Annotated in this window: 5 protein-coding genes; 4 read left to right on the top strand and 1 reads right to left on the bottom strand. The window is 42.2% G+C overall.

All coding sequences use genetic code 11. The features are described 5' to 3' along the window. On the bottom strand, positions 1-365 hold a 365-nt coding region (locus B5E62_RS15540; RefSeq protein ID WP_087175431.1), incomplete at its 3' end, for a hypothetical protein. 253 nt (positions 366-618) lie between these two features. Between B5E62_RS15540 and B5E62_RS15535 the strand changes: the two genes are divergently transcribed. The 4 genes from B5E62_RS15535 (at position 619) to B5E62_RS15520 (ending at position 16,413) form a co-directional block, all read left to right on the top strand. Next, positions 619-3,417, top strand: a complete 2,799-nt coding sequence (locus B5E62_RS15535; RefSeq protein ID WP_087175426.1) for an Ig-like domain-containing protein — start codon at positions 619-621, stop codon at positions 3,415-3,417. Positions 3,418-3,517: 100 nt separating this feature from the next. After that, positions 3,518-4,849, top strand: a complete 1,332-nt coding sequence (locus tag B5E62_RS15530) for a dockerin type I repeat-containing protein (protein WP_087175425.1) — start codon at positions 3,518-3,520, stop codon at positions 4,847-4,849. Between the two features lie 220 nt (positions 4,850-5,069). After that, positions 5,070-9,497, top strand: coding sequence for a leucine-rich repeat protein (locus B5E62_RS15525; protein WP_087175424.1), 4,428 nt, complete (start codon positions 5,070-5,072; stop codon positions 9,495-9,497). Positions 9,498-9,534: 37 nt separating this feature from the next. Next, positions 9,535-16,413: a leucine-rich repeat protein gene (locus B5E62_RS15520; protein ID WP_087175423.1), complete on the top strand. Its 6,879-nt coding sequence runs from the start codon at positions 9,535-9,537 to the stop codon at positions 16,411-16,413. The last annotated feature ends 13 nt before the right edge of the window (positions 16,414-16,426 follow it).

Raw genomic sequence — 16,426 nt, 5'->3', positions numbered from 1 at the left:
TCGCGAACGATACCAAGAGCTTCAAACTGTTTTCCATCTGGTTTTACGATATCACTTTCATCAATGAGGACCACTGGTTCAGAGGGAACGAGTCTCTTTACGGTGTGGAGATAAGAAGCAGCCGCAGAAGCCGGCGTTCCTTCTGAAAGATGATTGGAAAGCCGTTTTACAGTATTCGCCTTCTGTGTCGTTTCATGAAGCTGGTCGGAAATATCAGTGAGCAGGCAGCTTCTGGATGCCAGAATGCCATAAACCATATCTGCTGTGAACTTCCGGTCTGGTTTCGAAAGTCTGCGGGAAATTTTATTTGTAAAAGTCAAAATTTTTCTTTTCAAACGGTAAGTAATTGATGTAGAATTAGCCATAAGGAATCCCCTTTCTTTTTGTTTAGTAAGGTTTTTGTTTGACAGCTTAATTTTACATCAAAAAGGAACAGGATTCCTTATATTTTGGCCATTTTTTGAAAGTTGTGGATAACAAAACTCAGCTGATTTATCTTAGGGGGATAATTCGGCGGAAACTCAAGGGGATAAAGAATTGACAAATAGTTCATACAAAGATATAATTAGAAAGAAATTAAAAAATTATTCATAAATATAAGCGGGAGGATATGTTGAAATGAGGAAAAAACATTTCAGAAGGATACTTGCGTTTATGCTTTCATTTGTCATGATAATGGGGGCTGTGTTTACAATGACTCCAAACATGGCAAGAGCAGCAAGTGAGGCAACGTTTACGGTAACTGCGGACAAGCAGGAACTTCACAGGGGCGACCAGTTTACGGTTACTGTGTCCATGGCAGATAATGTAAATGCATATGGACTTCAGTATGAGCTGTTCTATGATTCGGCGAAAGTCGCTGTTGTAGGCGAGCCGCAAAGGGGGTCAGTGTTTGATGGATTAAGTATGGATAACTGGGATATCTATACACTGACATCAGATGTATCTGGAAGTTGTGTCGCAGCACTTATTGGGCGTACCAAGGCAGCGGTTTCTAATGGAACGGTGATGGAAATCACTTTTGAGGTACTGGAAGATGCGGCAGTCGGAGACTTGGGCTTTACGTATAATATTATGATTACGGACGGCAGTACAGCGGTGCTTGAGTATACAAATAATGATAATACATCCTTATCCGTTGTAGTCCCTGTGACAGGAATTTCTTTGAATAAAAACGAAACTACTATCGCCAGAGGAGCGACAGAACAGCTGACTGCAAATGTTGAGCCGGAAGGAGCCGGCAGCACAGTGGCATGGTCCAGCGATAATGAGGAAGTGGCAACGGTAGATCAGAGCGGTCTGGTAACGGCAGTTGGAAAGGGAACAGCAAATATTACAGCGACGGCAGGCGGACAGAGTGCATCCTGCAAGGTGACAGTAAATGCGCCTCTCCAGGGAATTCAGATTACCGGTGAGCAGTCAATTATCAAAAAAGGAACCAACACACAGTTAAGTGTTCTTTATGATCCGGAGGATACTACAGACGACACGACTGTAACATGGTCCAGTGATAATGAAGAAGTTGCGACGGTAGACCAGACAGGTCTGGTAACGGCAGTGGCAGACGGTACTGCAAATATTAAAGCTACCGTTGGCGGACTGGAAGATACATATGCAATTACAGTACAGGAAGTAAGACTGGAATCTATTGATATTAAGGAAACGACAACCGTCCATCGAGGAGAAAAGGAGACACTGGAGGTAACCTATAATCCGGATACTACCACAGATGATAGAACTGTCACATGGACAAGTTCTGATCCGAAGGTGGCAACGGTAGACGGAAGTGGAACAGTGGCAGCAGTAGGAGTAGGCAGCGCAATCATTACAGCGACAGTTGGAAATCACAGTGACAGCTGTACCGTGACAGTAGATGCTCCGCTGAAACAGATCATCCCGAAAAATGAAAGTATAGAAGTTGACAAGAATAAGACCGCATCAATTGAATATACATTAGACCCGGAAGACACCACGAGTGATAAAACTGTTACATTCACATCCTCGGATCCGGCTGTGGCAACAGTAGACGAGAATGGAACGGTAACTGGTGTGACTGCCGGCGAAGCGACTATTACTCTGACTGGAGCAGATAATGTGACAGCAACAGTAACAGTCACTGTAAACGAGATTCCCATTGATGCTGTGGTGCTGGATAAATATGAGGCAATTGTAGAAAAAGGACAGACGACAGAGCTGACAGCAACAGTTCAGCCTGATTCCACGACGGATGAAGATAAGACAATTAAGTGGAGCAGTTCCGATGAGACGGTAGCCACTGTCTCAACAGCTCAGACCGATAATGGAGCGGCGGTAACAGTCACGGCTACGGACAAGGGAGGAACCGCTGTCATTACAGCAGAAGCATGGAATGGAACAAAGGCAGAGTGCGTGATTACGGTTCCGGTTCATATTGAAAATGTATCCCTTCCACAGGATATAACGCTTAACAGAGGAAAAACAACAGTGCTGGATATTACATGTGATCCGGAAGAAAATGATGATACCATCACATCTGTGGAGTGGTCCAGTGACAATACTGAAGTATCTGCAGTGTCAGCAGATGGCATGATCACAGGTATTAAGGAAGGCACAGCAAACATTACAGCAAAAGTGAATGTTACAACACTCAGTGGAGAGACGAAAGAATATACAGCATCCACACAAGTGACAATCAATGAAAATCATCTGAGCGAGGAGCTGGGTGGCCAGATTGATTTTGAAGATATGGAAGAGGAGCTTCTCAAAGGTCAGTCTATTGATATGTACGACCTGTTGAATCTGTATGATATTCTGTCTGAAAATGAGATCACTGATACGGTGACTATTCAGTGGGCAAGTTCTGATGAAGGTGTTGCATCCATTGATCAGACGGGCAGACTGACTGGAGTAAAGGAAGGAACAACAAAGGTAACAGCTGTTGTAACAGCTAAAGACGGTGAAGGTCAGGTTGTAGGAGAGTACTCTGCCGAGACAGAAGTCAGAGTAAAAGAAATTCCTCTGGAATCCATTGCATTTGATAAGATCATCAAAGAAATGGTCGTAGGTTCCAGCGAAACACTGCATATTGTCTACAATCCGGAGAATACGACAGATCTGCGGGATGTAGAGTGGAGCAGTTCTGATGCCACTATCCTTTCTGTAGAAAATGGAAAAGTAACAGCATTAAAGCCAGGAACAGCTACTATCACAGCGCAGGTCGGTGAGCAGACAGTAAGCTGCGAGATCTTAGTAAAAGCAAATCAGTCTGGTGCAGGTACCGATGCCGGCCAGGCAGGCGGAAATCAGTCCGGTACAGATGGCGACAGCGACACTGTGCGTACAGGAGATACAGCTCCGATCGGAGTATGGACTTTAATCCTGTTATGTGCAGCGGCAGCAGTAGCTGCGGTGATGGCTTTGAGAAGAAGACTCAGATAAGCGGTTATAAGTGCCACAAATAATAATGACTGAAAATGACAGCGCGGTACATCATTGTACTGCGCTGTTTGAGAATAATCGTTAGATATGGAGAGGGAAAATGAGTGAAAAAATCTGTAGATGGAAGTTTTGTATACTATTAGCGGCTTTTTTACTTATAACAGCGTTTAGCCTGACGGTACAGGCTATTCAGGTTCATGCTGAGGGAGAAGGAAAAGTTCAAGTAGCCGTTGGCGGCTCCGTTATCACGAGCGGAGGGAGTAAATATCCGGGGATTACTTTTGACAAGGAGACATGTACATTGACATTTGACAATGTGAATTTTGTATCGCCCAGGTATGCTGATGGAGATAGTATGTTCCCATTGATCAGTGCCAGAAAGGTAAGTGAAGCAGGAGATAATCTGACCATACGTCTCATAGGAGAAAATACATTATCTTATGAAAATCCGACAGGGGATGTGAGATATTCTCAGGCAGCAGTTTTGTTCAGAGGATTTTCCAGTGTAACATTTACAGGTGGAGGAACCTTGAATATAAAGTGCGGCGGAAGTAATGATGCAGGTATTGAGTTTTTCCGGGCTACAGGCTACTTATATGATGATAATCTGAATATAGACGGTTGTACGATCAATATTGATGCCTCAAACTGCAGCGGACTTGCCCAGGAAGACTTAAAGGGGAGATACGCAGGAATTAATGATGTGGGAAATCTCGTCTTGAAAAATGGGGCGTCACTGAATATATCTGCAAAGGGGAATAATGAGATCACAGATTTTACGGGGATATACAACAGGGGCGCTAGTGCATCCCCACTGCAATATATCAATATTCTGGACAGTACTCTGACGATCAAAGAAACACCGATAAATGCAAATATGTCAAAAGGAGTATGTATATACAATGGATATTTATATGCAGGTAATTCGGTGGTAGATATCAATTTGACAGAATCAGTAAATGGATATGCAGTAAGGTTTCAAGAGCTAACATCCGGAGAAAACTTAAGCGAATTGAGAGTTTACTATTCCGATATATCTCTTCAGACTGCGATGAACAATTATTCCCGGGTTATCGAGGGGGGCACATTGGCTGAGGAAGGATCATCCATATATTGTGCGGGAGAAAGCATGGATGCGCTGCAGGAAATGGAACTGTCTGAGGTGATTAAGCCGGGGATTAAATACTGCAACTATGCGGCACTTAAGATTGTTCCAGATGGGAGTGGAGAAGATATAACAACAGGCGATATCAATCAGGACGGACAAATCAATCTTGTGGATCTGATGAAGTGCCTGAACCACGTAGGAAGAAAAGAACTCCTGGAAGGTGAGGCGCTGAAGGCGGCAGATATCAATGGAGACGGCTCAGTAAATCTTGTGGATTTAATGAGATTGCTAAATTATGTGGGGAGGAAAACTCCAACCCTTTAGGAAGAGATGAAGGGGTGAGGCTTTGTTTGTGTTGTGGTAAAGCAATATCATACCGTATAAAGCGCTGTTAATAAGAGCAAGGGCAGCCAGCAGGATTATCTGGAAAAAAGCGTGTTCAAAAGATAAGGGAGACGGAAAATGCGGACAGCGTGGTGTGGAAACCACGCTGTTTTGCTATAAGGAAGGTTTTGATTGAGAAAGGAAGAAGTGAGGGTGGATAATGAGGAAAAACGTTGTGGCATGGGTGTTAGTGTTTGTGATGGGAATTACAACTACGTTAACGGTTATGGGAGCGGAGCCGGAAGAAGGTGCGAGCGTACAGGAAGAAATCAGCGAAGATAATCCGGAGCAAGGGGAAGGGAAAGAGGAAGAAACAGAAGAAAAAGAAGAGGCGGAAAATGAGTCAGAGGAAGTTGTGACTGACGATACTTTAGAAAACGAATCGGACGAAGATGAAGAAAAAACGGCGGAAGAGAATAAAGCAGTGGGAGGAGCAGATGAGGGAAAAGAGGAAGAGATAGAAAGCGCGGAGAAACAACAGAATAAAAATCTGGAGATAGGGGCAGTAGTAGGAACGGGATCCTGTGGAGAACATCTCACATGGACGATTACGGTGAATGGGAAAGATGAGGAAGGAAATGACACTTATACCTTGGAGATAGAGGGGTATGGAGAGATGGATGATTATGGGCAATATAGCAATTGCAGCCCTTGGACTTCCAAACCAAAATATAATGATTTTACAACAGAAGTAATATTTCCGGAAGAACTTACAAGTATTGGAAACTATTCTTTTTATAATTTTAGCGGCATGACAGAGAATTTAAAAATTCCCGATAGTGTAACGGAAATAGGTTACGGGGCGTTTGAAGATTGCAGTGGTTTTAATGGTCAATTACATTTACCAAATAGGTTAGAGAAAATAAAGGAAAGAGCTTTTAGCGGTTGTACCGGCTTGATGGGAGATTTGTATATTCCTGATAGCGTAACGGAGATAGGTGACAGCGCATTTTATGGCTGTAGTGGCTTTGACGGTCAGTTACATCTATCAAATAGATTAGAGAAAATAGAGGGATTTGCATTTGACCATTGTAGTGGCTTGATAGGGGATTTGAAAATTCCCGATAGTGTAACGGAAATAGGTTACGAGGCATTTGATGGTTGCAGTGGCTTTGACGGTCAGTTACATTTGCCAAATGGATTAAAAGAAATGGAAACTTATGCCTTTTGGGATTGTAGTGGCTTGACGGGGGATTTGAAAATCCCCAATAGTGTAACGACGATAAGGAGGGGGACATTTAGTGGTTGCAGTGGTTTTAATGGTCAGTTACATTTACCAAATAGATTAGAGAAAATAGAGGAATTTGCATTTGCCTATTGCAGTGGTTTGACGGGGGATTTGAAAATTCCCGATAGTGTAACATCGATAAGTTATCAAGCATTTGATAATTGCAGTGGCTTTAATGGTCAGTTACATTTATCAAATAGGTTAGAAAAAATAGAGCAAGAAGTCTTTAGGGATTGTAGTGGCTTGACAGGGGATTTGAAAATTCCTGATAGTGTAAGGGTTATATTTTACCGGGCGTTTCCTAATTGTGCAAATCTAAAAACTATTAAATTTTACGGACAAGTTCCCAATATTTACAGCGATGCATTTGAAGATACTCCTAAATTAACTGCATATTATCCTGCCAACGATTCTACCTGGACTTCTGATATATTACAACAATTTGGCGGGGACATTACCTGGAAACGCTGGTTCCCTGATGAGAGCAAGACGACTGTATCTATTGCCGGTAAGGAGGAGCAGTATCTTTCCGCCAGTGACCGGTATGAGACCGGGAGCGGGAAGACAGAGACGATTGCCAGGGATAAGGTGATTAAGAATACCACATGGAATGTTGCGGGCACGGCAACGATGGAGGACGGGACGCTGTATATCCGTTCGGATGCTGTGGTAACCGTAAGCGGAACGCTGAACGCCAGGGATATTTTTATCGAAAAGGGCGGGAAATTAGTTCTGAAAGATGGCGGAAAAATTGATGCCCGAAGTGTGACCGCAAATGGTGGATGGATCGGGGACAGTGGCGGAAAACTGGAAGTTGCGGGAGGATTATTGGTTTCGGATAAGCTGAATTTTGAAGGACGCAGTACTCTTGCGGTAACCTCCGGCGGAAAGATTGTAGCAGGGCAGATGAGTATGACTACAGGTTCAAAAAACAGCGCCCTCAATGATGGCACGATTTTTATTAGCACGAAACTGGAATTAACAGGAAATAAGAATAATTTTGTTTCTACAAGCGGAAAGTTTAGCGTTGTATTTTACGGGAACGATGATGTTTCTTTGGAGGTAAATGGAAGTAAATTCTGTCTCGGGAAGGTGTATGTGGAAGAGGAAGAGGTATTTCATAGACTGGAACTGGAAAGCAGCAATTATATCAGTGTATCTACCTGTACTGTAAATACTTCAAAATGGACATTTGCGGCCAGACAAAATCTGTCCTCTACGACTGAGAGCGCCAAGTGGAGCGAGAATGTGGAGAGGGTTTTCCGCAGCGTGGCTGCACAGAGCGCTTTTCAGTCCAATAGCAGTCAGCTGACAGCGGAAGAAAATCAATTTGTAAACGCGCTGGCATCTGTATGGATCAACACACTGAATACACCTCTTTGCGAAGGATTTGTGGAATCGTCCAGTGTGCAGCAGGAATTACGATTTGAGATAAACGGGAAGGAGTGTGTCTTAAAAAGTAAAGGCGTTGCATTTGGATTTGGCGGAGTGAACGCTGTGTATCTAAATGTGGACGGGGCTTCTTATGACTCAACTGTAGGAATCGTATCAAATGCAAATGTAAAAGAGTTCTCAGAAAAGGCTAAAAAATATCTGGCTGAGAATATGAAGAGTGAGTTTATCGGATATGCCAGCGGCGGTATTGCGGGAGCCTTGCAAAGCGCGTTTGGATGGGGAGATATTACAACGTCCGTAGTAGAGAAATTTATAGAAAAAACAGTCAAAAATGTCTGCATAGATTCTTCGGTACTGAATACCAGTGACAGTAAGAGTGTTAAGGATTTAAAGAAGAGCTTTAAGGTATTGGATATACTTTCGGGCAGTGCGAAAACTATGTCTGCCAAAGCAACGGAGCATTCAGCGGAAAGTATAGATGTACCGGAAGAGGAGCAGGAGGAAATTGTGATACCCGCTTTATCGCCGACTGTAAAGGATGACTGGCTGCGGCAGGAACTGATAGATGTTTTGGGAGACGATGGATCGGGAGAACCGGATTTTAGTAAGGCTGATGAAATCACAAGTCTGGATCTTTCAAACGGATACATCAGAGATTTAAACGGGCTTCAGTATTTTGATAACCTGGAAGAACTGGATATAGCAAATAATGAGATTACTGATCTGTCGCCCATATTCGGGCTGCGGGATTTAAAAAAGTTAGACGCCAGCGGGCAGTACATCTCTAATCTGGGGGCGCTTGCTTCTTTACGAGAACTTACGGAACTGCAGCTTGCGAATAATGAACTGACCACCCTGTCTTCGCTGAAAAAACTGACTAAACTTGAATGGCTGGATGTCAGCGGAAATGAGATCCTGGTTTTTGGAACGGCAGGAACACTGCAGAACCTGCAGTATTTGAACATGGCGGATAATCCTATGAAAGAAATAGATTTGTCAGGTTTATCAGACCTTGTGAATTTGACAGAACTGAATATCAGCGGATGTGGCCTTGAATCATTGAATGGAATTAACACGGAAAAGCTCTCAGTACTGAATGCTTCAAATAATGAGATCAGCAGAGTGGAAGCATTGGCGAAAGCGGAGAGTTTGGTAAACCTTGATCTGTCTTACAATGCAATAACAGAAGCGGAGGAATTGAAGAACTGTATAAATCTCCAGCAGCTGTCTCTGGAAGGAAATCCTCTGGAGGGATTAGATTGGATGGAGACTTTAGCCAGTCTGCTTAGTGTCAATCTGTCATGTGCGAATCTGACAGAAGAAGATCTGGGGCCTATGCAGAACCTGAAGCAATTGCAGACGCTGGATCTGTCCGGGAATATGATTTTCGGATTGTCTGTACTGACAGATTTAGAGGGCCTGCAGGAGATCAATGTGTCCAATACTCCGCTGAATAATGCGGATATTCAGGCATTGAAGGAAAAGGAAATTGCGGTAATTAACGAAACCATTCTGCCGGCGGTTCAAAATATGTATTTTATAAATGATAATGTAGAAATTGATCAAGAGGGAAACTATTGGCAGGATCCCGTATGTTATCCTTCCGGCAGCGTTTTAGAAAATGCAGTGTGGACAAGCAGCAATGAAGAAATTGCCACGGTGGACTCATCTGGAATTGTAACGGCACAAAAAGCCGGGAGTGTCGAAATCAAAGTAACTACCGCCGATGGTGAATTGGCGGCATCTTATCAGATCCATATCGAGGGCGGAATAACGGGAGATATCAATGCGGACGGCAATATCAATCTTGTGGATCTGATGCAGTGCCTGAACCACGTGGGCAGAAAGGGACTCTTGGAAGGTGAGGCGCTTAAGGCGGCAGATATCAACGGAGATGGCTCGGTGAATCTTGTGGATTTAATGAGACTGCTAAATTATGTGGGAAGGAAAAGCAGTACTTTGTAGAGGAGTTGTGGAAGAATATCAGTGAGGAGGGATTGGGATGAAGAAGGCGATCAGCATATTACTATGCGGCATCCTGGCAGTATCTCTGGCGATACCGACAACAGGATTTGCGGAAGAAGAGAATGTGCCGACTGAACAAACGGAACCGGCAGCTCAGGAAGAGGACATAGAAAACAGTGAAGAGATTTCAGGCGAAGATACGGAGGACTATCAAGCGGAGACCTCTTCGGAGAATGTTTCTAGTGGAGATTATACATATACACAGTCAGATGGAGAAATAACAATTACAAAGTATGCAGGATCCGGAGAAACTGTTGAAATTCCGACACAGATTGAGGGAATGCCTGTAACGACAATAGGAAGGCGCGCTTTTCAGAATTGCAGTACGATCAGACAATTGACAATACCGGATGGCATAACATTTATCGATCGGGAAGCTTTTCGGAATTGCACCAATCTGGAGGAGATTTATTACAATTGTACCCTCGAAAAAATAGGGACAGATATCTTTTCGGGATGTTCAAAATTAAAAACAGCTTATCTGGGTGAAAATGTGGCATCTTTTGGATCCAATGAAAATAATACAACTTTTGGACCTGCGATGGAAACTTTTGTCGTTGATGAAAAGAACCAGAAGTTGTTTTCTATGGATGGAGTATTGTACTGGATCCAGGAGGATGGAAGTTATGCGGTAGCATTATATCCTGTTGCTAAAAAGCAAGAAAGCTTTCATATTTCGGATACAATATCGAGCATATCTGAGCATGCTTTATGCGGGAATCCATATTTAAAGGAAATTATTATAGATGGAGATGATCTTGCTGTTAAAGGGGATGCAATATGCAATTTGTCTTCGCTGGAAAGGCTCACTATTGGCGGCAGGATTGACTCAATGGATGATAATGCCATTATAGACTGTGATGCTTTACAGGAAATATATGTGGAAGCGAATGTGCCTTCTCCAAGGTATGGGATTGGATTTTTCAGCGGATGTGATAATTTATCATATGTCAGGATAGGTAAAAATGTGACTGAATTTTCTGTAGAAGATTTTGGCGATACCATTTCCTTTTATGATGTGGAACAAGGAAACACAAACTTTCTGAGTGATAATGGTGTTTTATATAACGTAAAAGACATAAAAACTCTTTTAAAATATCCATCCAATAAAGCGGAAAGTTCGTATGTAATCCCGGATGATACAGAGAAAATTGAAGCAAGTGCATTTGATGAGTGTATCTCGCTTAAAGAAATTACATTTTCACCAAAAGAAGAAGTTGAGATAGAAAGGTATACTTTTTACCGTTGTGAGAAGCTTGAACGTATAGAATTGACTGGAAATGTGACGAAGGTACAAGGAGACGCTATATGGGGGTGCAATAACCTGCATACTATCGTATGGGGAGCGGACCTTGTAGAATGGGAAGATATTCGTAGCCTGAGTGATTTTTTAAGTCTTCAATCGATACAAGTAGATTTTGAAAATGCAAAATATTCATCTGTAGATGGTGTTTTGTTCGATAGAGAACAGAAAATATTATACGTATATCCAGCAGCAAAAGAAGGTGAGAACTATGTGGTTCCACCTACTGTTACGGAAATATATGAAGATGCTTTTCAAGAATGTACTTATCTGACTGCAATTGAAATTCCGGAAAGTGTTACAGTTATAGGAAGTAATAGTATTAATTGTACTATAATCGGAGTAAAAGGGAGTGAAGCGGAAAAGTATGCTTTGGAAAAAGGACTTCCTTTTGTGGATAAAAATCAAGAGGAAACATCGGGTTATCCTGTCATTCCCGATGGTGAAAGCAGTGTATGGGAGGAGGGGAAAAAAGAAGAGATTAATCCAGAAGGGAATATGTATATTGTAAACAATGCAGCACAGTTGGCATGGATTGCAGAACAAACAGCAGGAGGGAATGATTTTTCTGGTAAAGAAATTGTTTTGGCTGCGGATATAGACTTAGGAGCTAACGAGTGGATACCTATTGGGGATAGCCAAAATCCTTTCAGGGGTAATTTTGACGGCAGAAATCATAAGATAAAAAATTTAAAAGTTACGGAAAGCACATATGCAGGCCTTTTTGGAGGCATAAGCTCTAAAACTGCTACCCGGACAATATGTATTCGTAATATCAATATAGTAAATGCTGAGATATCCGGCGCAGCAGCATCTGGAGCTCTTGCGGGATATGTCCGCTCATATAAAGGAGCAGGAGTGCGGATAGAAGCAATCACAGTGAGCGGTTCAATAGATGGAGAAGAAGCAGGCGGAGCGATTGGATTTGTTCAGGGTGGAGAAAATGGAGCTGAGATTACAATTGAAAATATCCGCTCTACATGTGATGTGCAAAGTTCAAAGCATGGGGCAGGGATCATAGGAAGGATCACTTCCGGGGATGATAAATATGAAAGCTACAATGGAATTGTTACAGTAGAAGACTGTAGGTTTAATGGAACAGTAACTGCTCCGCAGCGTAATGGAGACAGTGCAGGAATTGTTGCAGAAGCTAAGGCTATTTATAATGGAAAATTAGAGATACGTCATTGCAGAGCGGATGGGAAAATTGCCACGGAAAATACGGGATACGTAGGAGGAATTGCGGCGGAGCTTGCAGGAAACAATGCACTAATTATCAGTTGTGTAAATTACGCATATATTACAGATCATGGTTACTATGGAGGCGGAATTGCCGGCAGGTCGTCCGGGAAGATTGAGCAATGCTATAATGGTGGGAATGTTATTGCTGTGAACCAGGGAAGTGTGTATGGAGGAATTGTTGGCTACCATGATAAAGAAGGGATGATAAAAGACTCTTATAATCTGGGGAGTATTATAGGGATTTCAAACCGCTATACATATCCTGGAGGGATAACAGGAAACAATTATGGGACACTTGAAAATTGTTATCATGCAGGAAGTCTTCCTGAACAGGGATCGAGCATATTGACCCAGTGTTATCCAGGAGCTATGGGATCGGTAGTTGAGGGAGCGGCAGAATACTGTTATTATGATTCCATTGCATTTGATATTGGGCATTTATATGGAAAACCATCGAAAAATCCAGATATGCCGTTGGTTTACAATGATCCGTCAAAAGGGATTGTTCATAGCGGCGGGATGACAACTGGAGAGATGAAAAAAGCAGATTCATATGGCCCCTGGGATTTTATCAGTGTATGGGAATTTGATTATGAGTACAGCTGGGGATATCCGACCCTGATCAGTGTCAAGGATTTACTGGATAAACAGCCTGATTCGGACAAGAAGCAGGTTAAGGATAAAAATGGGAAATTTATTCTTACAGTTGTAGATGAAGAAAACAACAAAGTTGAAGGCGCTGTGATCACACTGGGAGATGAAACCCAGGAGACGGGAGAAAGCGGACAGGCAAAATTTGATTATACGGAAGAGGTGCTTACTTTAAATGCGGAAAAAGAGGGATATCTTCCGTATGGGCCCCGGACATATACGATGGATCCAAAAAGAGAGGATATGATAAGGATGATAAAAGAGGAAAATGCAGATGCTCATCCTCTGAATTCCGTCATCATGGATATGAGAGGGAACCGATATGAACTTTTGACCCTGACCAAGACTATTAATCGCAAATATGCAGGAGTAGAATTCAAGATTTATTGTGTGCCATCAAATCTTCAGACGGAGTATGTGAATTATGAAATTATGCAGGGTGATCAAGTTGTAGCTGAATCTCCAACAGGAGAATTTACGCTGACCCCGGAAATTTTCGAAACAACAGAACGGGATAAAGTTGTCCGGGAGACTAAGATAAGACTTACGGATACAGCCGGAAAGACCAGCGAAGAAAAAATTAATTTACTGGTAGTGGATGAACAGGAGATGGAAACGTCTCTGGAATTTGGACAGGGGATATCATTTGAGGTGGGGAAAAATGTGCCCGTTTTCGGGGGCAGTACCATCAAATTCGATACTTTCGAGCTGCCTGTGTCCGTAAAGATAAGTGAGGAAAAGTGGCGGGTCACATTAAATATGCTGGATGGAAACTGGGATGGCGGAGAAGAGGATGGAGTAAAGGTATTAAAAAGTGAGTTTTCCCTGAAAAAGAAATTGGAAAAGGTGAAAAAGTATTTAAGAAATGAATCGGTGCTATGCCGAAATCCCAAAATCTCATTTGAGTTAGTAGGATATGCGGAAGGCGATATGCCAATGGGATCAAATGATATCGATATGAAGATATATGGAAAATTATCTGCAAAGTTTGGAAAAGAAGCACAGGCATCCGTTTTTGTATTTGCAATTGATGTCAAGGGGGAGATTACGGCAACAGGAGAACTCATACTTAATAAAGAGACACTTCAAATAACTGATGGAAATCTTAAAGTTGGCACATCTTTTGGAGTAGGCGTATATGCCGGTGTAGGGATGGCAAATGTATTGTCGGTAGGAATTTATGGCGATCCTAAATTAGGAGTGGAATACTATTTACTTCCGACAAAAGAAGCAGGACTGGATGAATTTTATTTTTCGGGTAGTGTGAAACTTGCATTGCGTTTTCTGGGAACCAATGCTGCAACATATAAACTTTGGGGACCCGGGAAAGTCTGGATCTATTCGCGTGATCTCAATGAATACCAAATAGATGAAAAAGAAGGAGATTCAGAATATCAGACGGCAGAACAGTGGTTGGAAAGCCTGGGAGATAATCCAATAGAAATAGTGGAGGAAAAGTCGGCTGGCGAATGGACAGGCGGGAAAGCCGTCGTACAAGAAGAAGCGTATTCAGAAAGCAAACCTGTTTTTATGCAGGCGGGAGGCGATCTGATCATGCTTTTTACGAGTAATACGCTGACAGACCGCAGTGCGGCAGATGCATCGGTACTGATGTATTCTGTATATGACGCTTCTGAAAAACAATGGATGGAACCTCGACCTGTTGATGATGATGGTACGGCGGATTTTAACCCGGCAGCTGCAGGAAAATATATTGTCTGGAATAATTCAAAGTCTTCTCTGACAAATTGCACAACCCTGAACCAGAGGGGACAATTGCAGGAAGTAAATGTCGCTGTTTACGATTCGAGTACACAGTCCTTCACTGATGTGCAGACACTTACATCAAATCAGTCTTTTGAAAATGATTTAAATATCCAGGAGACAGATAATGGCGTGAGTATAAGCTGGAGCATAAATGCTCAGAATGATGTGTTTGGAATGGAGGGAGAAAATACACTATATTCATGTTCGCGGAAAGGAAACGAATGGATAACACAAGAGATTGAGCGCACAAATCATGTGGTTGTAGGAAAAACTGCGGGTGAACTGGATGGACGGCCATATTTTGCATATATTGTTGATGAAGATGATAATTTAACCAATCAAGAAGGACAGGCGGCCTATCTCGTGTTTGCTGATACAGGTGAAAAACAGAGATTGACGGAGAAAAACGTTAATGCAATTTATTCTGTGAACAGCCAAAACAAAATTATTATCATAGATACTGAAGGAAATATTTACACTAAGAGTGGAGCAGAAGGTGAGGTTCAGAAGGAAACAGACGAAGGTATCGTGACCGGAAGAGCGCAGCAGATTGTAGAAGATGGAAAAGGGAATTTGTCTATCCTATTTATACAGAATGATGAGAATAATGCAAATGCATATGTTGTACAGTATGATTCTGAAACAAGTCGGTGGTCTGATGCTCTTGAAGTTACTAACAGTGAAAATTATGTGGAAAACATTTCTGGCGGATATGTCGATGGAAAGTTAATATTGCTTTATAATCAACGGGAAGTTGACGTAGAAGCATCTGACCTGAATGGTAAAAACAGTCTTATGTGGAATTCGGTTGAAACAGGAGCGGCTCAGCTATCCGATGTTGAGGTAAATTTCTATAAACAAGATGTTGCAGGAGGAGAGGAATTGCCATTAGAAATTACGATGAAGAATACAGGATTCTCAACATGCAGAAATGTAGATATTGAAATTTCTGATGAGACAGGATTGATCATGAGTCAAACTATACAGACGGAGATTTTGCCTGGAGAGGAGAAAAATATTGAGCTTTCCATTACAGTTCCACAGTTAGATGATAAAAAAGAGTATCAGCTGACAATAAACCCGGCAGGCGATAAAGAAAATACGTTAAGTACTGGATTTGTTTTGGGAGAGGCCAATCTTGAGTTGGATAAGTCTCTATATTGTGTGGACGGAAAGTATACATTAGTAGCTACTGTTACTAACAAAGGCGCACAAAAGGGAAAGGGAACCATTGAAATATTTGATTATGATCATCCTGAAACAATATATGAATCTTTCACATTTGAAGAATTAGCCAACGATGAAGTGCTGCACTATGATACTACCATTGATAATTTAAACTGGGAAGAAGTATCTTATAAAAAGATAGGTATTCGCATTGTTGCGGATGGGGAACAGATTGGAGATATTCGAACAGTTGATATCTATACAGATTATCAGATTCCGGTTGAAGAAGTATATATAAATGCTACATCTGTTGAACTCGAAGGAATCGGACAAACGTATCGTTTGATTGCGAGCGTTTTACCAGAAGCCGCTGCATCTATGGGGGTTCTCTGGCAGAGCGGCAATGAAAGTGTAGTTACGGTTAATTCTTCAGGAGTTATTACAGCTGTAGGAGAAGGGGAGACTACAGTTTCTGCAACAATTGGTGATAAAACTGCAACATGTAAGATTGTCGTAAAGAAGGCCGTAGAGATAGTAGGTGATATCAACCAGGACGGCAATATCAATCTTGTGGATCTGATGCAGTGTCTGAACCACGTGGGCAGAAAGGAGCTTCTGGAGGGCAAAGCGCTGGAGGCGGCAGATATCAACGGAGATGGGATTGTGAATCTCGTAGACCTGATGAGACTGTTGAACTATGTGGGGAGAAAGACATCTGCACTATGATCCTTGGGTTAAG

Origin of the sequence: Lachnoclostridium sp. An118 (assembly GCF_002160985.1) — a bacterium.
GTDB classification, from domain to species: domain Bacteria; phylum Bacillota; class Clostridia; order Lachnospirales; family Lachnospiraceae; genus Claveliimonas; species Claveliimonas stercoravium.
The sequence above is the reverse complement of the archived record's forward strand: the minus strand, read 5'-3'. Positions and strand labels throughout refer to the sequence as shown.

Excerpts from the sequence above, each read along its gene's own strand:
- B5E62_RS15525 (WP_087175424.1), top strand. The coding sequence starts at position 5,070 with ATGAGGAAAAACGTTGTGGCATGGGTGTTAGTGTTTGTGATGGGAATT.
- B5E62_RS15530 (WP_087175425.1), top strand. The coding sequence starts at position 3,518 with ATGAGTGAAAAAATCTGTAGATGGAAGTTTTGTATACTATTAGCGGCT.
- B5E62_RS15520 (WP_087175423.1), top strand. The coding sequence starts at position 9,535 with ATGAAGAAGGCGATCAGCATATTACTATGCGGCATCCTGGCAGTATCT.
- B5E62_RS15535 (WP_087175426.1), top strand. The coding sequence starts at position 619 with ATGAGGAAAAAACATTTCAGAAGGATACTTGCGTTTATGCTTTCATTT.